The organism is Gordonia otitidis (genome assembly GCF_020735545.1).
Lineage (GTDB): Bacteria > Actinomycetota > Actinomycetes > Mycobacteriales > Mycobacteriaceae > Gordonia > Gordonia otitidis.
Genome location: NZ_CP085974.1, coordinates 4,337,265 through 4,358,137, shown reverse-complemented (window position 1 = coordinate 4,358,137; position 20,873 = coordinate 4,337,265). Strand labels below are relative to the sequence as shown.

The 20,873-nt window shown below is 63.4% G+C and carries 17 protein-coding genes, 1 tRNA gene and 1 pseudogene; 5 read left to right on the top strand and 14 right to left on the bottom strand.

Translation table 11 applies throughout. From position 1 onward, the window contains the following. Nucleotide 1 precedes the first annotated feature (1 nt). The 10 genes from LK459_RS19955 to LK459_RS19910 all read right to left on the bottom strand — a co-directional run bounded on the left by LK459_RS19955 (nucleotide 2) and on the right by LK459_RS19910 (nucleotide 11,909). Nucleotides 2-937: an ABC transporter substrate-binding protein gene (locus tag LK459_RS19955; RefSeq protein ID WP_227920252.1), complete on the bottom strand. Its 936-nt coding sequence runs from the start codon at nucleotides 935-937 to the stop codon at nucleotides 2-4. Nucleotides 938-1,081: 144 nt separating this feature from the next. Then, nucleotides 1,082-2,167: an isocitrate/isopropylmalate dehydrogenase family protein gene (locus LK459_RS19950; RefSeq protein WP_227920251.1), complete on the bottom strand. Its 1,086-nt coding sequence runs from the start codon at nucleotides 2,165-2,167 to the stop codon at nucleotides 1,082-1,084. 145 nt (nucleotides 2,168-2,312) lie between these two features. After that, on the bottom strand, nucleotides 2,313-5,111 hold the full coding sequence (polA, locus tag LK459_RS19945; RefSeq protein WP_407648654.1) for a DNA polymerase I: 2,799 nt from the start codon (nucleotides 5,109-5,111) through the stop codon (nucleotides 2,313-2,315). Nucleotides 5,112-5,144: 33 nt separating this feature from the next. Next, the gene (locus tag LK459_RS19940) at nucleotides 5,145-5,726 is read right to left on the bottom strand and encodes a GNAT family N-acetyltransferase (protein WP_227920250.1); all 582 of its coding nucleotides are present in this window, start codon (nucleotides 5,724-5,726) and stop codon (nucleotides 5,145-5,147) included. A 4-nt stretch (nucleotides 5,727-5,730) separates the two neighbouring features. After that, complete coding sequence (locus tag LK459_RS19935) at nucleotides 5,731-6,516, bottom strand: ABC transporter ATP-binding protein (RefSeq protein WP_227920249.1); 786 nt, start codon at nucleotides 6,514-6,516, stop codon at nucleotides 5,731-5,733. Continuing rightward, complete coding sequence (locus LK459_RS19930; protein ID WP_227920248.1) at nucleotides 6,500-7,513, bottom strand: ABC transporter ATP-binding protein; 1,014 nt, start codon at nucleotides 7,511-7,513, stop codon at nucleotides 6,500-6,502. The genes LK459_RS19935 and LK459_RS19930 overlap by 17 nt, the downstream gene beginning before the upstream one ends. Then, complete coding sequence (locus LK459_RS19925) at nucleotides 7,510-8,745, bottom strand: branched-chain amino acid ABC transporter permease (RefSeq protein WP_227920247.1); 1,236 nt, start codon at nucleotides 8,743-8,745, stop codon at nucleotides 7,510-7,512. The genes LK459_RS19930 and LK459_RS19925 overlap by 4 nt, the downstream gene beginning before the upstream one ends. After that, nucleotides 8,742-9,788: a branched-chain amino acid ABC transporter permease gene (locus LK459_RS19920; RefSeq protein ID WP_007237002.1), complete on the bottom strand. Its 1,047-nt coding sequence runs from the start codon at nucleotides 9,786-9,788 to the stop codon at nucleotides 8,742-8,744. The genes LK459_RS19925 and LK459_RS19920 overlap by 4 nt, the downstream gene beginning before the upstream one ends. Before the next feature lie 103 nt (nucleotides 9,789-9,891). Beyond that, a complete protein-coding gene (locus LK459_RS19915; protein WP_007237001.1) occupies nucleotides 9,892-11,118 on the bottom strand; it encodes a branched-chain amino acid ABC transporter substrate-binding protein in 1,227 nt (408 codons plus the stop codon). Between the two features lie 167 nt (nucleotides 11,119-11,285). Then, nucleotides 11,286-11,909, bottom strand: a complete 624-nt coding sequence (locus LK459_RS19910) for an ANTAR domain-containing response regulator (RefSeq protein ID WP_227920246.1) — start codon at nucleotides 11,907-11,909, stop codon at nucleotides 11,286-11,288. Nucleotides 11,910-12,068: 159 nt separating this feature from the next. Here LK459_RS19910 and LK459_RS19905 point away from each other — a divergent pair. Next, nucleotides 12,069-12,145: transfer RNA gene (locus LK459_RS19905), tRNA-Leu, on the top strand. Nucleotides 12,146-12,228: 83 nt separating this feature from the next. Here LK459_RS19905 and LK459_RS19900 read toward each other — a convergent pair. The 3 genes from LK459_RS19900 to LK459_RS19890 form a co-directional block, all read right to left on the bottom strand. Next, nucleotides 12,229-12,924: a hypothetical protein gene (locus tag LK459_RS19900; RefSeq protein WP_227920244.1), complete on the bottom strand. Its 696-nt coding sequence runs from the start codon at nucleotides 12,922-12,924 to the stop codon at nucleotides 12,229-12,231. A 209-nt stretch (nucleotides 12,925-13,133) separates the two neighbouring features. After that, the gene (locus tag LK459_RS19895) at nucleotides 13,134-13,727 is read right to left on the bottom strand and encodes a glycoside hydrolase domain-containing protein (RefSeq protein WP_227920243.1); all 594 of its coding nucleotides are present in this window, start codon (nucleotides 13,725-13,727) and stop codon (nucleotides 13,134-13,136) included. Between the two features lie 141 nt (nucleotides 13,728-13,868). Then, the gene (locus tag LK459_RS19890; protein ID WP_227920241.1) at nucleotides 13,869-15,017 is read right to left on the bottom strand and encodes a type I restriction endonuclease; all 1,149 of its coding nucleotides are present in this window, start codon (nucleotides 15,015-15,017) and stop codon (nucleotides 13,869-13,871) included. Nucleotides 15,018-15,235: 218 nt separating this feature from the next. Between LK459_RS19890 and LK459_RS19885 the strand changes: the two genes are divergently transcribed. Beyond that, entirely contained in the window at nucleotides 15,236-16,051 is an 816-nt protein-coding gene (locus LK459_RS19885; RefSeq protein ID WP_227920240.1) for a hydroxypyruvate isomerase family protein, read from the top strand. 40 nt (nucleotides 16,052-16,091) lie between these two features. After that, a pseudogene (locus LK459_RS19880) lies at nucleotides 16,092-16,984 on the top strand (2-hydroxy-3-oxopropionate reductase). A gap of 30 nt (nucleotides 16,985-17,014) precedes the next feature. On the opposite strand, the gene LK459_RS19875 reads toward LK459_RS19880, so the two are convergent. Continuing rightward, nucleotides 17,015-17,635, bottom strand: a complete 621-nt coding sequence (locus LK459_RS19875) for a TetR/AcrR family transcriptional regulator (RefSeq protein ID WP_227920238.1) — start codon at nucleotides 17,633-17,635, stop codon at nucleotides 17,015-17,017. Nucleotides 17,636-17,783: 148 nt separating this feature from the next. Here LK459_RS19875 and LK459_RS19870 point away from each other — a divergent pair, with 148 nt between their 5' ends. Together LK459_RS19870 and LK459_RS19865 are read left to right on the top strand one after the other, a co-directional pair. Continuing rightward, a complete protein-coding gene (locus LK459_RS19870) occupies nucleotides 17,784-18,818 on the top strand; it encodes an agmatine deiminase family protein (protein WP_227920236.1) in 1,035 nt (344 codons plus the stop codon). Further along, a complete protein-coding gene (locus LK459_RS19865) occupies nucleotides 18,815-20,851 on the top strand; it encodes an amidase (RefSeq protein ID WP_227920235.1) in 2,037 nt (678 codons plus the stop codon). Before LK459_RS19870 ends, LK459_RS19865 begins: the two co-directional genes overlap by 4 nt. Nucleotides 20,852-20,873 lie beyond the last annotated feature (22 nt).

The window sequence follows — 20,873 nt, the reverse complement described above, 5'->3', positions numbered from 1 at the left end:
GTCAGCTGACCGCGCCATTGATGACCGACTTCTGAATGGCGCCTGCCTCGACGCCCCAGTTCTCGGCGATCTGCTTGTACTGCCCGTTGTCGATCAGATGCTGCACCGCCTGCTGAAGCGCCTGCGTCAGCGACGAGCCCTTCTGCACCGGGTAGCCGTAGGGCGCCGAGTCGAAGACGCCACCGGCTGCTTCGAGCTTGCCGTCGGAGCGCTTGATCGCGTACGCGGTGACCGGCGAGTCCGCGGACATCGCGTCGACCTTGCCCAACACCAGAGCGTTGGTCGCCTCGTCCTGGCTGTCGAACTTGACCTTCTCGATCGCTGGCTTGCCCGCATCGGTGCATGCCTTGCTCTTGGCGGGCACCTCGTCGGTGTCCTCGACGGTGGTCGACTGCACCGCCACACGCTTACCGCAGGCGTTGTTCGGGTCGATGTTGCCGCCCTTCTGCTGGGCCCACTGCACACCGGCGTTGTAGTAGGTGACGAAATCGACCTGCTGCTCGCGCTCCTTGCTGTCGGTGAACGACGACATACCCACGTTGTAGGTTCCCTGCTGGATCGCGGGGATGATCTTGTCGAAGTCGGCTTCTTTGAACTCGGCCTTGAGTCCGAGTACACCAGCGACCGCGTTCATCAGGTCGACGTCGTAGCCGACGATGTTGCCGGAGGGGTCCTTGAACTCGTTGGGCGAGTACGGCACGTTCACGCCCACGACCAGCGTTCCCGAGTTACGGATGGGCTCGGGTACGAGCGCGGCGATCGAGTCGACCTTGGTCGCCTCCACCGCCTTCGAGGAACTCGCGGCGCCGCCACTGCCACCTTCGTCGGATTCGTTGTTCGTACACCCGGCGAGCACCATCGCCATGATGGCCACCAGTGCGGCGAACACACCGCCGAACCGCCAAGATCGAGTACGAGTCGATCGCTGAATTCGCATCGAGATCCCTTCCCCCGGCGCTTCGGTGAGCGCCTCGAGACAACAGCGCCGACACACGTCGACACCCCGTGTAACTTACTGGCTTCAACCGGATTCCACAGGATAGTTACGAAGGATTAACCATCGTTCGACGTCGGCCGGTGCTCAGGCGGGCGTACACGCGGTCGCCGCCGCGACCACGTCGCCGAACTCGCGGGTGCTCGCGATACCGCCGAGGTCGGCGGTGCGGATGCCCGCCGCAAGCGTCGCCTCGACGGCGTAGTCGATTCTCGATGCGCACCGGATCAGCGCGTCATCGTCGCGATGATCTCCCCACCACCGCAACATCATGGCCGTCGACGCGAGAATGCCGACGGGATCGGCGATTCCGCGTCCGGCGATGTCGGGTGCCGCGCCGTGGCTGGCCTGCGCCATGGCCTTGGTGTCCGAGCAGTTGATCGACCCGGCCATCCCCAACGAGCCCGCGAGTTCTGCCGCGAGGTCGGACAAGATGTCGCCGAAGAGATTTTCGGTGACGAGGACGTCGAAGTCCGTCGGCCTGCGCACCAACAGCGCTGCCATGGCGTCGACATGCTGTTCGTCGACGACGACGTCGGGATACTCCGCAGCGACCTCCAGACACGCGTCGCGGAAGAGTCCTGTGCTCAGGCGGAGCACATTGGCTTTGTGAACGATCGTGACGTGCCGCCCACGCTGTTGCGCGAGACGGAACGCCTCGCGAGCGATCCGTCGGCTCGCGTCGCGGGTGATGACCCCCACAGCCAGCGCAATGTCGGGTGTGGGCATGAACTCACCGCTGCCCACCTCCATGTTGCGGTCGGCGTAGAGACCCTCGGAGTTCTCACGAGCGATCACCACGTCGATGTCGGGGGCGGTGGCCGCCACACCCTGGTATGCGCGGCACGGTCGGATGTTCGCGTACAAGCCGAACCTCTTGCGAATCGTGGCGCCGGGAGTGAGTGCGTTCCGGAATTCTTGCGGGTAGCTCGCCGAATCGTGCGGTCCGAGTATCCATACGTCGAGCGCGTCGAGTGCCGCCAACGTCGAGTCGGGCAGCGGCGTTCCGTGTGGCCCGATCGCTCCGACACCGAGAGCTGCACGCACCCAATCGAATTCGAGGCCTTCGCACGCTGCGGCAGCGCTCGCCACGTCTACTGCGACCGGCACAATCTCCGGCCCGATCCCGTCGCCGTCGAGGACACCGATCGACAATCGACGCTTCTCGCTCATCTGGTGAATACTGCCAGAACCCTTGACAACACCGCGGAGTCACCCCAGCGACTGTTGCTTTTCTGACGACGTCGGCGAACCTCGAGTGGGCGGTCACCAGCCTCGAGTGCGAACACCGCAACGCACGTGCACTGCGGCGCGCAGATCAGTGCGCGGCGTCGTCCCACGAACGTCCGAACCCCACCGACACCTCGAGCGGCACGGACAGATCGATCGCACTGCCCATCTCCTCGCGGACGACCTTCTCCGCCTGCTCACGTTCGCCCTGCGCCACTTCGACGACGAGCTCGTCGTGCACCTGTAGCAACATGCGGGACGCGAGATTCTCGGCGACGAGTCGCTTGTGGACGTTGATCATCGCGACCTTGATGATGTCGGCCGCCGTGCCCTGGATCGGGGCGTTGAGTGCCATCCGCTCCGCCGCCTGCCGACGTTGCCAGTTGTCGCTGTTGAGGTCGGGGAGATAGCGTCGTCGACCGAAAAGCGTTGCGGTGTACTCGTTTCGACGCGCTTCGAGCACGACGTCGTGCAGATAGTCACGCACGCCACCGAACCGGTCGAAGTAGGCCTCCATCTGTTCTTTGGCCTCCTCGCGACTGATCCGCAGCTGTGCCGCGAGACCGAACGCCGACAGTCCGTACGCGAGACCATATGACATCGCCTTCACCCGATGACGCATCTCGGTGGTCACCTCGTCGATCGGCACACCGAAGGCACGCGACCCGACGAAATTGTGCAGGTCCTCGCCGGTGTTGAACGCCTCGATCAGGCCTGCATCACCGGAGAGATGCGCCATGATGCGCATCTCGATCTGGCTGTAGTCGGCGGTCATCAGAGTTTCGTACGGCTCGCCCGATCCGCCGGGACCGTTGTCGTATCCGACGACGAAGCCGTGCCGGATCTCCCGTCCCGCCTCGGTGCGCACCGGTATGTTCTGCAGGTTGGGCTCCGTCGACGACAGTCGCCCTGTGGCGGCGACGGTCTGGTTGAACGTCGTGTGGATTCGGCCGTCGTCGGCGACCGACTTCAACAGGCCGTCGACGGTCACCTTCAGTCGGGTCGCGTCACGGTGCTCGAGCAGATAGGCGAGGAAGGGATGTTCGGTCTTCTCGTAGAGCGTCTGCAGTGCGTCAGCGTCGGTGGTGTAGCCGGTTTTGGTCTTCTTCGTCTTGGGCATGTCGAGCTTGTCGAACAACACCGTCTGCAGTTGCTTGGGCGAGCCGAGGTTGATCTGCTCACCGATCACCGCGTATGCGGACTCCGCGGCCGCACGGATGCGCTCGGAGAACGTCTCCTCGAGCTCGCCGAAATGCTCGACGTCGACCGCGATGCCCGCGGCCTCGAGATCGGCGAGCACGAACAGCAGCGGCAGCTCCATGTCGGTGAGCAACGGCTTGGAGTCGATGCGATCGAGCTCGGTGTCGAGTGTGTCGGCCAGTTCGGCGACTGCGCGGGCCTCGAGCATCGCCTGCTCCGCGACCTTCGCCGCACCTCCGTCGTCGTCGAGAAGCGAGAGCTGACCCGAGTCGGCACCGTCGTCGGCGCGCAGTTCACGCCGCAGGTAGCGCAGCGCGAGGTCGTCGAGATTGAAGGTTCGCTGGCCCGGCCGGACGAGGTACGCGGCCAGCGCTGTGTCGCTGGTGACGCCCGCGAGGGACCAGCCACGCGATCGCAGTGCATGGATCGCCCATTTCGTCTCGTGCAGTGCCTTCTCGATCGTGGCGTCTGCGAACCACTCGCCGAGCGCCTTCTCGTCGTCGGGTCCCAGGGTGGTCACATCGACGTAGCCGGAGGTGCCATCGGCCGCCGCGATCGCGACGCCTGTCACGTCTGCGCCGACGACCTGATGCGGCGCCGTCACGGTGAGTCCGCTGCGCCCGGTACGCGCGTGTGCGTCGAGCCACTCGCGGACCTCGCCCTCGCCGAGGATCGATCCGTCGAGTTCGAATCCTGACTCCGCTTCCGGCTCAACGGAACTGAGCGTCGAGAACAGACGGTCGCGCAGGACGCGGAACTCGAGGTCGTCGAAGAGTTGATGGATTCGGTCGCGGTCCCAGCCGACCATGGCGAGATCGTCAGGGGTCGCGGGCAGATCCATGTCGCGGACGAGCTCGGTGAGCTGGCGATTGGTCTGCACCGATGCCAGGTGCGCACGCAGGGCATCGCCGACCTTGCCCTTGACCTCATCGACGTGGTCGATCAACTCCGCAAGGGAGCCGTACTCGCGAATCCACTTCGATGCCGTCTTCTCCCCCACCCCGGGGATACCGGGCAGATTGTCGCTCGGGTCGCCGCGCAGTGCGGCGTAGTCGGGATACTGGGTGGGCGTCAGGCCGTACTTCTTCTCGACCTCCTCAGGCGTGAAGCGGGTCAGGTCGGACACACCCTTACGCGGGTAGAGAACCGTCACCGAGTCGTCGACGAGTTGCAACGAGTCGCGGTCGCCGGTGACGACGAGCACTTTGTAGCCCTCCGCCTCGGCCTGCGTGGCGAGCGTCGCGATGATGTCGTCGGCCTCGTAACCCTCGATCGCCATGACAGGGATTCCGAGTGCGTCGAGCACCTCCTTGGTCAACTCGACCTGCCCGTTGAACTCGTCCGGTGACTTCGATCGCTGCGCCTTGTACTCGGGGAACATCTCCGAGCGGAACGTCTTACGAGATACGTCGAACGCCGCCGCCACGTGGGTGGGCTCTTCGTCACGCAGCAGATTGATCAGCATGGACGTGAAGCCGTAGACCGCGTTGGTGGTCTGCCCGGTCGCAGTCTTGAAGTTCTCGGCGGGCAGCGCGAAGAACGCACGGTAGGCCAGCGAATGTCCGTCGAGCAGCATCAACGTCGGCTGACGCTTGTTCTTGCCACCCTTGCCACTCGACCGAGACGACGTCGAAGACGGCGCGGTCTCGGTGGAACTCTTCACGGGTGCACTCTGCGCGGGACTCACCCTGACGAGTCTAGTGACGCCCTGCGTCAGATCTCAGCCCCCGGCGGCAGCGCGGTACATCGGCCACACCGAAGGCCCACCGTCGGGCAGTCTCACCTCTGCGGTCACGACGAAACCGAAGCGTTCGTAGAGGGGGATGTTGGCTTCGTTGGAACTCTCCAGATACGACGCGCCGGTCACGCTCTCGATGCCCGCTCGCAACAGCGTGCTGCCGACGCCGCGTCCGTGGAGTGTCGCACCGACGAATGCGAGATACCAGTGAGGCTCCCTGGGGCGGTACTCGGCGAACATCTCCTCGATCAGTTGACCGCGGCGATAACGGCCCCCGAGTGCGGCGATGAATCGCGGCACGGCAAGAAGTTGCCGACCGCCCGAGAGTCGGAACCCTGGCGGATCCCACACAGCGGCACCCACTGCACGGTCGCCGTCGAAGCACACGTCCATCCGGCCTCGTGATCCGTGGCCGGCCGTCAGCAACGCTCGGTACAGAGCCGCGTACTTCGAGGTGTCGGGCTGTAGCCAACGCATCACCGGGTCGTCGACGAAAGCCTCGCCGAGAATCTCGCTGACGAGCTTCTTGTCCGAGCCGGAGGAGTCGATTCGGTAGTCGGTCACGGCGTCAGGCTACGCCGAGATAGGCCTCCCTCACGGCATCGTCGACGAGTAGATCCCTGCCCGGCCCCTCTTTGAGAATCGACCCGGTCTCCAGGATGTATCCACGATCTGACCGGCTCAGTGCCTGCTGGGCGTTCTGCTCCACGAGCAGGATGGTCGTGCCCTCGGCGTTGATCTGCGCGATGATCGAGAAGATCTGCTGGATCACCATGGGCGCGAGTCCCATCGACGGCTCGTCGAGCAATAGCAGTTTGGGCCGTGCCATCAATCCACGACCGATCGCGAGCATCTGCTGCTCACCGCCGGACATGGTGCCGCCGTATTGTTTGCGCCGTTCCTTCAGCCGCGGGAACAGCTCGAAAACCTGATCGAGGGCTTGACTGTAGGCCGCCTTGGATTCGAATTTCCTTCCGTAGCAACCCATGTCGAGGTTCTCGAGCACCGTCATCCCGGGAAAGATGTGCCTGCCCTCCGGGACCTGGATGATGCCACGCGAGACGCGTTCGTGCGGCGCCAGTTTCGTGATCGATTCCCCGTGGAAGCGGATGTCGCCCTGACTGAGTTTGAGCAGGCCCGAGATTCCGCGCATGGTGGTCGATTTGCCCGCACCGTTGGCACCCAGAAGGGTCACCAACTCCCCCTCGTCCACACGCAGCGAGATGCCGTGCAGTGCCTGGATGCGACCGTAGTGGATCACCACGTCAGTCATCTCCAGGACCGGAGCAACGCTCGACGTCCCCGGTGAAGTCGTCTCGCCCGAAGGCTTGTCGGTATCAGGCGATCTGGTCATCAGGGACTCCAAGGTATGCGGCGATGACGGCGGGATTCTCGCGCACCTCGCGCGGCGTACCGTCGGCGATCTTGCGGCCGAACTCGAGGACGACGATACGGTCGGTGACACCCATCACCAGCCGCATGTCGTGCTCGATCAGCAGCACGGTGTAGCCGTCCTCACGGATTTTCTGGATCAGCTCCATCAACGCCGACTTCTCGCTCGGGTTGAAGCCCGCGGCCGGTTCGTCGAGGCACAGCAGTTTGGGCTCGGTCGCGAGTGCTCGGGCGATCTCGAGGCGACGTTGATCGCCGTAGGGAAGGTTCGACGCCTTCTCCGCGGCGCGGGCACCGATACCGACGAACTCGAGCAGTGCCATGCCCCGGTCGACCGCGTCATGTTCCTCGCGGTAGAGCCGTGGCGTGCGCATGATCGCACCGAACACCGAGGTCTTGTGGCGTGCATCGGTGCCGACGGAGACGTTCTCCAGTGCTGTCATCTCACCCCAGAGGCGCACGTTCTGGAACGTGCGGGCGATCCCCTTGCGGGTGATCTTGTGCTGCGACATCTTGCCGAGCGGCGCGCCGTCGAAGGTCACCGTTCCACGCGTAGGCCGGTAAACACCCGTGATCGCGTTGAAGCACGTGGTCTTGCCTGCTCCGTTGGGACCGATCAGGCCGAGGATCTCGCCACGCTTGATGTCGAAGGTCACGTCGTCGAGAGCGGCGAGTCCACCGAACTCGACCGTCAGCCCCTCGACCTTGAGCAGCGACTCTCCCTCGGCGGTTGCGATGTCACGTTGCGGCGCAACGGCTTCGGCTACGGCTTCCGGATCGGCGAGTTGTGCGTCTACTGCCGCCGGATCGACGACGGCCGTCGACTCGGGATCGGCGAGCACCTCCTCGATCTGCTCCGCGTTGTCGGGGCCGGAGTCGAGTTTGCCTGCATCGACCTCGTGGGAGCCGGTCCTCGGATCCGTGTTGCCCGCGGGGTCGTCTGGTGTCCGGTGCGTCATGCGTGCGCCTCCTCACTTCCCGACGGTAGCGGGTCGGGGTTGCGTCGCACAGCGGCGTACACCTTGCGCCCGAAGGTCAGTAATCGCGCTCGAGCCGGGAACAATCCCTGCGGGCGGAAGATCATCAACACCACGAGTGCGATGCCGAAGAACAGATACTTGAATTCGCTGAGCGACTGACCGCCGACCTCGATGCCCTGCACGCGTGCCGGCAGATAGACGATGATGAACGCGCCGGCGATGACGCCGAGCTTGTTGCCCTGACCGCCCAGAACGACGGCGCATAGGAAGAGCATCGAGTTGATGACGGTGAATGCCTTCGGGTCGACGTACTGCACCTGGCCCGCGTAGATCGCGCCTGACAGGCCGCCGATGCCGGCGCCGATCACGAAGGCCCACAGCTTGTACTTGAACGTCGGCACACCCATGATCTCGGCGGCGTCCTCGTCCTCTCGGATGGCCACCCACGACCGGCCCACCCTGCTGCGCTCGAGATTGCCGATGATGATCAGCACGAGGATCACGGCGACGATGCCCAGCCAGTACCACCACACGCCGTAGTTGGCGGTCGGGCTGTTGTTGCCCACCGAGAACACGCCGTCGGGGTGCTTGTCCGAGCGTCCGAGTTCGGGGAACAGGACGCCCTGCAGTCCCGATGCTCCGTTGGTGATGTCGGTGAGGTTGTCGGCGAGGAGACGCACGATCTCACCGAATCCGAGCGTCACGATGGCGAGGTAGTCGCCGCGTACGCGAAGAGTCGGGGTACCGAGGACCAGGCCGGTGATGCCCGTGATGATGATCGCGAGCGGCACGCATGCCAGCCACGCCCACGGTCCGGAGAAGAATCCGTGGTCCTCGCTGCCCCACAGTGGGCTGGCCGGACTGGTCAACAAGGCGACGACGTAGGCGCCGACGGCGTAGAAGCCCACGTACCCGAGGTCGAGTAGACCGGTTTGTCCGACCACCACGTTGAGTCCGATCGCGATCAAGGCTGTCATCGCGAAGGTCGCCATGACGACGCCGAAGTTGGTCGCAGTCGTGGTGATCAGAGGTGGTTTGATGACGGGTAGCAACGCCAACAAAATGATCAGTGGGACGCCGAGCAGCCACTGCTGCACGCGCGGCAGACTGTCCCACCAGGTTCTGATCCGGTCGCCGAGCCCACGCGGAGGCACGGCGGGCTGTTCGGAGTGGGTGTTCTTCCCCGACTGGGCGTCATCGGATGTCGTCATACTCTCGCCTTCCCCAGTTTCTCACCGAGAATTCCGGTGGGACGGAACATCAGGACGAGGATCAGGAGCACGAACGCGACCACGTCCTTCCACTGGTTACCGAACAACACCGAGCCGTAGTTCTCCATCACACCGAGCAACAAACCGCCGAGCAGTGCACCGCGCACGTTGCCGATACCGCCGAGGACGGCAGCGCAGAATGCCTTGATCCCGAGAATGAATCCGCCGTTGTAGACAATGTTGGTCGGTACGCGCAACGTGTAGAGCAGGGCTGCCGCACCGGCGAGAAGTCCGCCGATGAGGAACGTCACCAGGATTATCCGCTCGCGTGACACGCCCATCAGCAACGCGGCGTCGGAATCCTGCGCCACCGAACGGATGCCGCGCCCCAGACGCGTCTTGTTGATCATGAAGTCGACGCCCAGCGCCAGGATGAGTGCCGAGCCGATGATCACCATCGTCATGTTGAAAACCGGAGCGCCGAAGATGGTGAACTCCTCGACCGGCTCGACCAGACGAATGGTGGGCTGGGCGGTCGAGCCGCCCAGCGGAGGATCGACGGGAAACTTCGGCAACACGTAGTGCACGAATTCCTGTAGCACGAAGGACATTCCGATGGCGGTGATGAGGAAGGCGAGGGGTTTGGCGCCACGTCGTCGGAGCGGTCGATAGGCGACGAACTCGAGACCGACGGCGGCGCCGCCCGCGACGATCATTCCGCAGAGTCCGGCGAGCACGAGGTAGACGATCGTCATGACCGTGCCCTCGGCGTACGTGTTACCCGAGGGACTGAAGCCTAGAAGCAGCAAGCCGATGTAGGTGCCGAACATACCGAGCATGAAGACCTCGGAATGCGCGAAGTTGATCAGACGCAGCACGCCGTAGACGAGCGTGTAGCCGACGGCGACAAGTGCGTACACCGAGCCGTAGGTCAGCCCTTCGATCGTCAGGCCCCAGAAACCGTTGACCAGCGAGTGGACGTCGAAACCGATCGTCGACGCCACTGCGGTCGACGTCTGCGCCACCAGGTACGTGGTGGTCATTCATCCCCCTCAGACTTCGGAAAGTCGCAGCACGAGCGCGCCCGGCCGCCGTGGTGACGGCCGGGCGCTCTCTTGTTCTCGTGAATTGCAGTGGTGCTGGTGATTACTTGACTTCGTACACCCAGATGAGCGATGTGGAGAGCTCACCCTTCGGGGTCCACGAGTACTTGCGGGCCAGACCGGCCCCGTTGTACTTACTGATGTACTCGAGGAGCTTCGGGCGGGTGTTGTTGCCTTCTGCGATGCCCTTCATCATGATCGACGCGATGTCGTATGCCTCGACCGAGTACACGCCGGGTGCCTGGTTGAACGCGGCCTTGTAGTCGGCGGCGAACTTGTCGGGCGCCGGACCACACGGGCATGACAGGACTGCGCCCTTCGCGGAATCGCCTGCCTGCGCGGTGAACTGGGGATCGTTCGCACCGTCGCCCGAGACGAACAACACGTTGGAGTCGGCAGACTTCAACTGTTGCGCGAGAGGAGCGGCCTCTGCGTAGTAACCGGCGTAGAACACCGCATCCGGTTGTGCCGCAGTGACCTTGGAGATGATGGCCGAGAAGTCGCGCTCGCCCTTCTTGACGTCGCCCGAGCAGTCCGCGTCGGCTGCGGAGCCCAACGCACCGGTGACAGCCTTCGCGAGGCCTGCACCGTAATCGGTGTCGTCCTTGATGACACAGATCTTCTTCTTGCCCATGGTGCCGGTCAGGTACTTGGCGACCGCCGGTCCCTGGATGTCATCGTTGGCCAGGCCGCGATAGAACGTCTTCCAACCGTTGTCGGTCAACGTCGGGTTGGTTGCCGACGCGGTCACCGACACCAGACCTGCCTGGTTGAAAATGCCGCCGGTGGCCTTGGTCTCACCGGAGAAGGCGGGACCGATCAGTCCGATGATCGAGTCGTCGTTGGTGATGGTCGGTGCCACCTGCGTCGCCTTTTGCGGATCACCCTCGGTGTCGAAACGCTTGAGCGTGATCTTGCAGTCGGGATTGGCTTTGTTGTGCTGGTCGACAGCGAGCTGAGCGCCGTCGACGATGTTGATGCCGAGTGCGGCGTCGGCACCCGTCAGCGCACCTGCCATGGCGATGGTGGCGGGGTCACACTTCTGCCCGCCGGGCGACGCCGGATTCAGTGCGTCGGCCTCAGACGCCTTCGGTTGTTCCTTACCCTCCGTGTTGATCTGGGCGAGAGGCGAAATGGTGAGCCCCGACCCCGCTGACGCCGACCCGCTCGATGACGAGTCCGAGTCTGTCGACTTACTGCTACATGCCGAAACGGCGAGCACAGCGGCCAGCGTTACGCCCAGCGCTGCGGTCGTCACGCGACGATGCATCTTCACTACCTCTCGTCCAGCCACCCGGCCCCCTGTGGCCGGGAGGTCTACTGAGGAGACCTTCGGAAAACATAGACCTAGATGCGACGTCGCGCGGGGCAATGAAAGAGAAATCTGCTAGTCACCGTCGACTGGTTTTCACAGATTTAACGCAGCCGACCCATGAGTCACCCGGTGGGCCCCAGAGTCTCGACGACGACCTGCGCGACAGCCTTCATCGTCGTGCGTCGATCCATCGCTGCGCGCTGAATCCACTTGAACGCCTCAGGTTCTGACAATGCCTGCTTTTCCATGAGGAGACCCTTGGCCCGTTCCACGAGCTTCCTCGTTTCCAAACGGTCCTGCATTGTCGCAACTTCTTTTTCGAGCATCTTGAGTTCGTGATAACGACTTACCGCGACTTCTATGGCCGGAACGAGATCGGCCTTGGAGAAAGGTTTGACCAGATATGCCATCGCGCCCGCGTCGCGCGCCTTCTCGATGAAGTCGCGCTGACTGAAAGCGGTGAGCATCACCACGGGAGCCAGTCGCTTCTCGGCGATCTCGGTGGCTGCGTCGATGCCGTCCCGAACCGGCATCTTGATGTCCATGATCACGAGATCCGGTGAGAGCTTCTCGGTGAGGTCGACGGCCGCCTGGCCGTTGGGCGCCTCGCCCACGACGTCGTACCCTTCCTCGCGCAGCATCTCGATGAGATCCATCCGGATCAGCGAATCGTCCTCGGCGACGAGCACCTTGTGCGCAGTCTGCTTGTCCTCGGCCTGGGCCGGAACATTCTCCACCACAGTCACCAATCCCTCCTCCACATCGAGTCCGACTCGGACGGTCGATGGTCGCCGGCAGGTAAGCGCCACACGCGACCAGCACTGATGTTCCGAAGAGTACCGGTTGACGCGGGTTTGAGCCGATCATCTAAAGTTGTCTGTTGCAGCCGCCACCGGCGACCGCACGCCCTCGTAGCCCAATTGGCAGAGGCAACGGATTCAAAACCCGTCCAGTGTGAGTTCGAGTCTCACCGAGGGCACCAGTTGCGAGCAGGTCGGAGGAAGTCTGACCTGCTCGTCGTCTCTCACGACCCCTGCCGATTCACCGTCTGACGCTACGACAAGGTCAGCGACCCAGGACCGATACCGATGTGTCGTCGACAGTTCGTGCGGCAGTTCGGGTGGCACGCACCCCGTGTGCGACGAACACTCCCACACCCCAAGTGATCAGAGCGATGCCGAGGATCATCCCGTGCGTGATTCTCAGTGGTCCGGGCACGAAGAACACCGGTAAGAATACGACAAGGCAAGCGCCTGCGACAGCAGCCGCCGACCGGGGCACGACCGCCCCACTCGCCCGGATCGCGCGCACGATCACAATGAGGCCGACGGCCGCCAACAGAAGCCAGCCGACAGCGAAGGTCGCCATCGGCACAGCCGCGTAGCGAAAGCCGTCGGCAATGGCCAGCGCGTCATACTCGCGCGTATCGCGCGCCCATTCACCGACTGCCGTGAGTCCGAAAGCCTCGGCGCCGTAATAGGGCAACAGCAGTGACGCCGCCAACCAGGCGGTCAACTCCACACCGGCGCCCCAGCCCCTGAGAAATCGCAGAGCCACCGCGATCAGTACGAAACCGGCCATGGCAGACACATGAGAGGCTGCCCATGTCCATGCGGCGAAGCTGTCAGCTCCGTGTCGACTGTCCTCCGCGTCAAATCCGCGCATCAGCGGGTACAGCACGAACAGAAAACCGGCCACGATCATCGCAACCACCGAGACCAGCTGAGCCGAGCCCGTCGAACGTTGCCGAAGAGCTGACATGAGACCACCCTGCCGTCGTAGTGAGCACCGCTCTCACAATTAGAGAGCAGCGCTCTCTGTACGTCAACCCTCCAGCCCCTGCACCCACCGCGACCTCAGTGTCGGCCGCGAACACTCACCCCTCCGGAATCACCTCTGCCACCCCTGATCGGCACGCGCCGGTTTGGCCAGCGATCCGCCCATTCGTGTCGCCCTGGGTCGGCGCGCGTTTAGCCGCGGTACTGACCGAAATCGTCGGGGTAGCGGTAGTCGACGTCGCACTCGACCCCGTCGACGTTCACGTATCCCGCGTCGGTGTCCTGGAAGATGTGCATGCGACGGTCACGATTGCTACCCGACCACGCCGCGGTCTGCCAGGCGTACGTACACACCCCTGCGTCCAGCGCCCGCGATACTGACCAGAATCCGCCGTAGATACCGACCCGGGCTTTTCCGAGCACGTCGCTCGCACCTCGCAGGTAGTCGTTCACCGCCACCTGATCCGCCTCAGTGGTGTCCCAGTCCGCGGAGAAGTACACGGGCGCGCCAACCAGTCCGAGCTGCGCGACGTACCCGTTGGAGTACTGCGCATCAGCCTTTCCTCCGTTGTACCCCGATTTCATACGGTCGGCGTACGTTTCGTAGTTGCAGACGATGGCGATCCCGTTCTGCTGCAGATCCCGAACCTCCGAAGCAATCAGCTGCTTTCCGGGCAGCGACGGCCCACCGTCCGTGAGATAGCGGCACACGAACGTTCCACCCGCATCGCGGATCGCACGTCCAGGAGGTCGCCCGCCCGCGTAGTCGAATCCTTTGGCTGCCATGCCTCGACGGTAGAGCCAGCGCTCGATTCTGAAAAAGCAACCTGCCAGTACGCGACTTCGCCGCTGTGCGTGTACCGGCGACATCGAACGACTGCGGCTACACCGGTAGACCGACTAGAGCACCGCCTATCTACGCGATTGCTACGGGCTGACGAGAGGCGGTTCATCTATCGCTGTCGCAACAGGGTTCGCGTATTGCTGGAGTACAGCATGGATGTGTTCGGCATGGCGGTAAATATCCACCACTGAATCGATGTCGCGACGTGTCCCTTCTTTACCTGCCTCGAACGTCATCAAATACTTGACGCTCTTGCCGTTGAGGTAGAGACGTGCGATCGGTTTTCTGTTGTTGTCGTCCAAAAGAATCGCAAAGTACGTCTTGGCGTCACGGTATACCACGCGCTCCGGTGCGACCTCGGCAACCGCGATGGCTCTAATAATGTTGTAGCCTTCCAACTCCTCATCGGTCGTCACTATGTCCTCAGCTATGCCCTTGTGGTCAACCGACTCTGACGCCGCTACAGAAACAGAGGGCACTGCAGAGCCAGTCACGACCTCCGGCTGCTGGCCCGCATCGTCACCGAGAGCAGTCTTCAGACGATCGTTGACCTGCGCACCGATGTATTGCGCCGCCGCTTTGATCACGAGTGGTCGAAACTGCTCTATCACACGCTGCGTAGCCTTGCCGTCGTATACTTTGGCCACGAAGTAACGCACCCAATCGTCGCTCGGCTCCTTGATCTCGTTGGCGATCACGCGCCGAATCCCACCGATGTACTTGAGCTCTTGCGCGGCACTCACCACCGAATCCAGGTCGAAGGCTGCCTTCGACAGCTTCTCGATCTCAGGCAACAACGTTCGATCAAGGTCGAGTAGATCGAATACGAGGAACGGCTTCTCATCCATGCGGTTCGGCATGTCGCCATCGGTGTACACGTAATACTGCTGCCCGTTGGTCAGCACTGCGATTCGCGCTGAAGTCACCGAGAAATAGCGAAACAACTGAGACGCATATCGGAGATCGAGCGTGTCCCCGATTTTCTTGCACTCCATGAGGATTTGGACTTGTCCATCTTTGAAGATGGCGTAGTCAACTTTCTCGCCCTTCTTGACACCCACATCCGCGGTGAACTCAGGAATCACCTCTGAGGGGTCGAAGACGTCGTAGCCGAGCACATTCGAGATGAACGGCATGATAAATGCGTTCTTGGTTGCCTCTTCGGTTTCGATCGTCGCTCGCTTGTCTCGAACTTTCGCCGCAAGCGAGTTGATTTCGTCCGCCACCGTCATTGAAATACTCCTCTCACAAGTATGTCTTGGGAGGAGAGTAAGTTAAAACACCGACAAGAGTTAACATCTTGGTCCGACTGGACTACACGACGAACGGAAGCGCGCATACAACGTATGTGACTCCACGCATGCGGTAGATCTCTCGGTCACACTCTATGCTCGCTCGTGCACCGACTACCCTCCCAAAGAGAGCATCGGCACGACAGGAGCGGCACGCGGTGGACACCCGACGATTGACGGTCAACTGCTCGATTCTGTTCACCGATCTGCCGCTCCTACGTCGACCGCAGGCGGCTCGCGACGCGGGCTTCGACGCCGTCGAGTTCTGGTGGCCGTTCGACGCGTCGGTTCCGTCGGATTCCGATGTGCATGCATTCGTCTCGGCGATCGCCGACGCCGGGATGCGGCTGACACACCTGAACTTCGCCGCGGGCGATCTGGCCGCAGGAGAACGCGGTCTGCTGTCGTATCCGGAGACGTCCGACGAGTTCAGAGACAGCGTGGACGTTGCCATCGGGATCGGGAAGCAGCTGGGGACAGTCGGTTTCAATGCGCTGTACGGCAACCGCATCGAGGGCGTGGACCCCGCCGAGCAGGATGCCCTCGCCGCCGAGAACCTGGCATCGGCGGCCCGCGCCGCGGCGACCATCGACGCCGACATCCTCCTCGAACCGCTCAGCGCGATACCTACCTATCCACTTCGCGTCGCCGATGACGTAATTGGCGTGACCCGACGCGTCCGCGACGAACACGGGGTCGACAACATTCGTCTGCTCGCCGATCTCTATCACCTCGCCGTCAACGGCGATGATCTCGACCTGGTGATCTCCCGGTACGCCGACCGGATCGGTCACGTCCAGCTCGCCGACGCACCTGGCCGCAGCGAACCCGGCACCGGCACAATCGATTTCGCGCGATATTTCGCCGCCTTCGACACCGCGGGCTACCCGGGCTGGTTCAGTCTCGAGTACACGCAGACGCAGCCCGACCCCTTCGCCTGGATCCCGGAGGTCGCATCAGGCGCGCACGAATGAACACACAAGTCGCGGCAACCCACAGGCCCCGAACGAAGGAGTGCAGCTCATGACGACCATCGCGTTCATCGGACTCGGCGTGATGGGCAGTCCGATGTCGATCAACGCCGTCCGCGCGGGGCATCGCGTCGTCGGATACAACCGCACACCCTCACGCGTCGCTGCCCTCGTCGACGCCGGTGGTCGGGCTGCGGACTCGATCGCCGACGCCGTCGCGGACGCAGACATCGTGGCCACGGTGTTGCCCGACTCCCCGACGTCGAGAAGGTACTGACCGCCCCGGACGGCGTATTCGCGCACGCTGCGCCCGGAGCCGTCATCGTCGACTTCTCCACGATCCGACCTGACGTCGCCCGTCGAATGGCCCAGTTCGCCGACGACGGTGGGCACGCTTTTCTCGACGCTCCGGTATCGGGCGGCGAGGAGGGCGCGATCAGCGGCGACCTGTCGATCATGGTCGGCGGTACCGACGACGCGTTCACCAGGGCCGCACCACTGTTCGACGCGGTCGGCGCCACCGTCGTGCATGTCGGACCCAGCGGCAGTGGACAGTTGGTGAAAGCGGCGAATCAACTGATCGTCGCTGCCAACATCGAGGCGCTCGCCGAGGCGATCGTGTTCCTCGAGGCCAACGACGTCGAGACGACGAATGCAGTACGAGTACTCGGCGGTGGCCTCGCGGGATCAACTGTTCTGGATCACAAGGCGCACCGCATGATCGGTCGCGATTTCCGCCCAGGAGGTCGAATCGACCTGCATCACAAGGATCTCGGGATCGTCACCTCTGCCGCGCGAGAGGCAGGACTCGCCCTCCCGCTCAGTTCACTCGTGGCAACACTGATGGCGTCAGCCCGGGCCAACGGTGATGGCGGACTCGACCACAGCGCTTTGTTCCGTGGTGTCGAACGGCTGTCGGGACGACTCGACGACTGACGGGCATCCCGGTCACGAGAACCGACACTGCTATTGCAGAGCGCCACGTGCGAGCCCGAGTTCATTCTCCATCGCGCGACGCACGAGTCGTCCGCGGTCGGGCGCCGCGGCGTAGTGCACCAGGGCATGCGAATTGACCCCGTCGATCATTCCCAGGAACTGCCAGGCGACGTCTGCGGCGTCGTCGGTGGTGAACTCCCCTGAGCTGACGCCGTCGCCGATGAGATCGGCAACCATCGACTGCCATCTCGCCATCACCTCGCGCACCGCGGCTGCGAGTGGCTGGTTGACACGACCGAGGCTGAAGGCATCGGTCCATGCGATCGTGACATCGTCGCGTCCCGGTTCGGTGAGTGTCGTGATCAGCCGATGCAGCTTTGAGGTGGCAGTCGGTTCCGACGACAACAACGCAGCAATCTCGTCGACTTCCGCGGTGGTGATTGCTGAGAACGTCGACGCGACGAGTTCTTCCATACTCGGCTCGTAGTGGGCGACGAGTGCGGGCGCGACCCCCGCTTGCGCACCGACGGATCGGAGAGTCAGTGCGGGAAGACCTTCGGCACGGGCGACCTGCCGTGCTGCGGAACGTATTTCGTCTGCGCGTTCTGTAGGCGACTTGCGGGGGGCGCGAACCCGACTCTTCGACACCATCACACTGCGATCATCACGCCTGTTGATCGATCAGTCAACAACTATTGATCGCCAAATCAACAAAACTCCGGCTTCCGCTTGACGGCACTGTTGCCACCCCTTACCGTTCTAGCTATTGATTGTCTGATCAATATCGAAAGGTCCCACAATGCCCTGGACAATGCCCGCCGAGACCGCCCCCCACGACCGCGTGTGGATGGCCTTTCCACGAATCAACACCACGCTGGCCGAAAGCGCAGCCGACGCCGAGACCGCCTACGCGGCCTGGAGCCAGGTGGCCAACACAGTCTCCGAGTTCGAGCCGGTCACGATCGTCGTGGACCCCTCCGAGGTCACGCGTGCCCGTGCGCTGATCTCCAGCGAGGTGACCATCGTCGAGGCACCACTCGACGACGCATGGATGCGCGACATCGGCCCGACCTTCGTCGTCGACGACTCGGGCCAACTCGGTGCTGTCGCGTGGACTTTCAACGGCTGGGGCGCTCAGGAGTGGGCGGAGTGGACCAACGACCGTCAGATCGGACGGTTCGTCGCAGGCCAGGCGGGCGTTCCCGTCATCAGTTCCATGCTCGTCCAGGAAGGCGGCGCCATTCACGTCGACGGCGAGGGAACCGTACTGGTCACCGAGACGGTGCAGCTCGACCCCTACCGCAATCCGTACGCCACGCGCGAGACGATCGAAGCCGAGTTGGCACGGACGATCGGCGCACGCAAGATCATCTGGGTTCCGCGCGGTCTGACCCGCGACTACGAGCGGTTCGGGACACGCGGGCACATCGACATGGTCGCCACCATTCCATCCCCTGGCACGTTGCTCCTGCATCACCAGTCGAATCCCGATCACCCCGACCACCCAGTCACCAAGGGACTCCGCGAGTTCTTCGAAGGCACCACCGACGCGGCCGGCAGATCGTGGGACATCGTCGACCTTCCCGCACCGGCGACGATCCGCGACTCCGAGGGCTTTGTCGACTACAGCTACATCAATCACCTCGTCGTCAACGGCGGCGTCATCGCATGCGGCTACGGCGAGCCCGACGCCGACGCACACGCAGCCGAGATCCTGTCATCGGTCTATCCCGGGCGGCGTGTGGTGACCATCGACGCGCGGGAGATCCTGGCACGAGGCGGCGGCATCCACTGCATCACCCAGCAACAACCCTCGGTCGGTGCCGGATCATGAGCGAGGCAGCGCAGACACCATCACTGGTCGAAGCGCCGATCGCCGAACTGAGTAGGGCACTCGAGTGCGGCGACGTCACGAGTGTCGAACTCGTGGCCGGATACCTGAACCGCATCGCTCGCTACGATCGACATGGATTGACGCTCAATGCGATTCCGGTGTTGAACCCTGAGATGTTCGACGAGGCGCGCGCCTCGGACGAACGCCGCGCCCGTGGCGAGGCACGGGGACCGTTCGACGGCATCCCGTACACCGCCAAGGACAGCTATCGCGTTCGAGGTCTCACCGTGGCGTCTGGCTCGCCTGCATTCGCGCATCTCGTTGCCGGGTCGGATGCCTTCGCCGTCGAACGCTTGCGGGCAGCTGGAGCGATCTGCCTCGGCCTGACCAACATGCCACCGATGGCCAATGGCGGCATGCAGCGTGGCGTGTACGGCAGAGCCGAGAGTCCCTACAACCGCGAGTACCTCGCAGCCGCATATCTGTCCGGATCGTCGAACGGGTCGGGTGCGTCGACCGCGGCGAGCATGGCCGCCTTCGGACTCGGCGAGGAGACGTGGTCGAGCGGTCGGTCCCCGGCTTCGAACAATGCCTTGGTCGCATACACACCATCGCGCGGCGTGATCTCAGTGCGCGGTAACTGGCCGCTGACGCCGACAATGGACGTCGTCGTGCCGCATACGCGGACCGTCGACGACATGCTGGCACTGCTCGACGTCCTCGTCACCGACGACCCTGACACGCGCGGCGATTTCTGGCGCACACAGCCGTGGGTCGAGTTGCCTGCGGCGTCTTCGGTACGCCCCGAGTCGTATCAGCACTTGCGCGATCAGGATGCGTTGCGGGGCAAACGCTTCGGTGTCCCCCGGATCATCCTGGGCAACGACCCCGAGGCCGGTTGGCCGATCACGCCACGCCCGTCGGTCATCGAGTTGTGGAACCGTGCTCGCACTGACCTGGAGGCAGCGGGCGCAGAGATCATCGACGTGGATTTTCCCGCGCTCACCAACTACGAACTCGACCGCGACGATGCTCACGACGGCTACGCGCGCGGAATCCTGCCAGCGGGATTCTTCGACGCCGAGATGTGGGACCTGACCACATGGGCGTGGAACGACTACCTGCAGGCCAACGGAGATACGGCGCTGAGCCGCCTCGCCGACGTCGACGGGTCACTGATCTTCCCGCTTGCCGACGGCACGATTCCCGATGAACTGCACGGGTATTACGCGCGGTACAACCTCGACATCAGCCGGTATCCGCAACGGGCTGCGGATGGCATTCGGGAGCTCGATGAGATTCCCGACCTCGCCGACGGAGTTCGTGGGCTGGAGGAATTGCGCCGCATCGACCTGGAGGAGTGGCTCGACGAGTTGGGTCTCGATGCACTCGTCTTCCCCTCCGCGTTGGATGTCGGAGCGGCTGACGCGGACGTGAATCCTGAGGCCCATGAAAAAGCGATGGCCAACGGCGTCTGGGTGTCGACCGGAAACACGATGATCCGTCACTACGGCATCCCGACTGTCAACGTCACCATGGGAACGATGAGCGACATCGGTATGCCCGTGAACCTCACCTTCGCCGGGCGAGCCTATGACGACAACGCATTGCTCGCCTACGGATGGGCCTACGAACAGGTCTCCCGACGACGGGTCGCCCCACCGACGACGCCTGAGCTGCCACCTCTGCAGCGCCAGAGCGGAGCGCCACAAGGCAGCGCGGCGGGGCAAGCAGTTGGCGAATCCATCTCTCCCACAATCGAACTCAGTGCCGCTACACGTCCTGGAACCCAGACCGTCATCGACATCACCGGCGCATCCGACGCCACCCTGGTGCAGCTGTTCGTCAACGGAGAGGCAGTCGCATTCGACCGCGACGGCGCGGATTTCTCCGCCTCTGTCGAGATTCCCGCGATCGAACTCCGCCGGCTGCATTCCCAGTGGCGCCTGCCCTACGGAGCGATCGTGATGGCCATCGCGACGTCGGCGAGTGGCGTTGCGACCGGACAATTCGTGGTGGCCGGCGGCATCTGAACGGGGGGTGATTCCCTGGCGA

Bases quoted from the DNA above. Each gene is read 5' to 3' on its own strand.
- LK459_RS19875 (WP_227920238.1), bottom strand. From the start codon at position 17,635: ATGGTGTCGAAGAGTCGGGTTCGCGCCCCCCGCAAGTCGCCTACAGAA.
- LK459_RS19935 (WP_227920249.1), bottom strand. From the start codon at position 6,516: ATGACCAGATCGCCTGATACCGACAAGCCTTCGGGCGAGACGACTTCA.
- LK459_RS19895 (WP_227920243.1), bottom strand. From the start codon at position 13,727: ATGGCAGCCAAAGGATTCGACTACGCGGGCGGGCGACCTCCTGGACGT.
- LK459_RS19900 (WP_227920244.1), bottom strand. From the start codon at position 12,924: ATGTCAGCTCTTCGGCAACGTTCGACGGGCTCGGCTCAGCTGGTCTCG.
- LK459_RS19865 (WP_227920235.1), top strand. From the start codon at position 18,815: ATGAGCGAGGCAGCGCAGACACCATCACTGGTCGAAGCGCCGATCGCC.
- LK459_RS19925 (WP_227920247.1), bottom strand. From the start codon at position 8,745: ATGACGACATCCGATGACGCCCAGTCGGGGAAGAACACCCACTCCGAA.
- LK459_RS19955 (WP_227920252.1), bottom strand. From the start codon at position 937: ATGCGAATTCAGCGATCGACTCGTACTCGATCTTGGCGGTTCGGCGGT.
- LK459_RS19915 (WP_007237001.1), bottom strand. From the start codon at position 11,118: ATGCATCGTCGCGTGACGACCGCAGCGCTGGGCGTAACGCTGGCCGCT.
- LK459_RS19870 (WP_227920236.1), top strand. From the start codon at position 17,784: ATGCCCTGGACAATGCCCGCCGAGACCGCCCCCCACGACCGCGTGTGG.
- LK459_RS19950 (WP_227920251.1), bottom strand. From the start codon at position 2,167: ATGAGCGAGAAGCGTCGATTGTCGATCGGTGTCCTCGACGGCGACGGG.
- LK459_RS19920 (WP_007237002.1), bottom strand. From the start codon at position 9,788: ATGACCACCACGTACCTGGTGGCGCAGACGTCGACCGCAGTGGCGTCG.
- LK459_RS19890 (WP_227920241.1), bottom strand. From the start codon at position 15,017: ATGACGGTGGCGGACGAAATCAACTCGCTTGCGGCGAAAGTTCGAGAC.
- LK459_RS19930 (WP_227920248.1), bottom strand. From the start codon at position 7,513: ATGACGCACCGGACACCAGACGACCCCGCGGGCAACACGGATCCGAGG.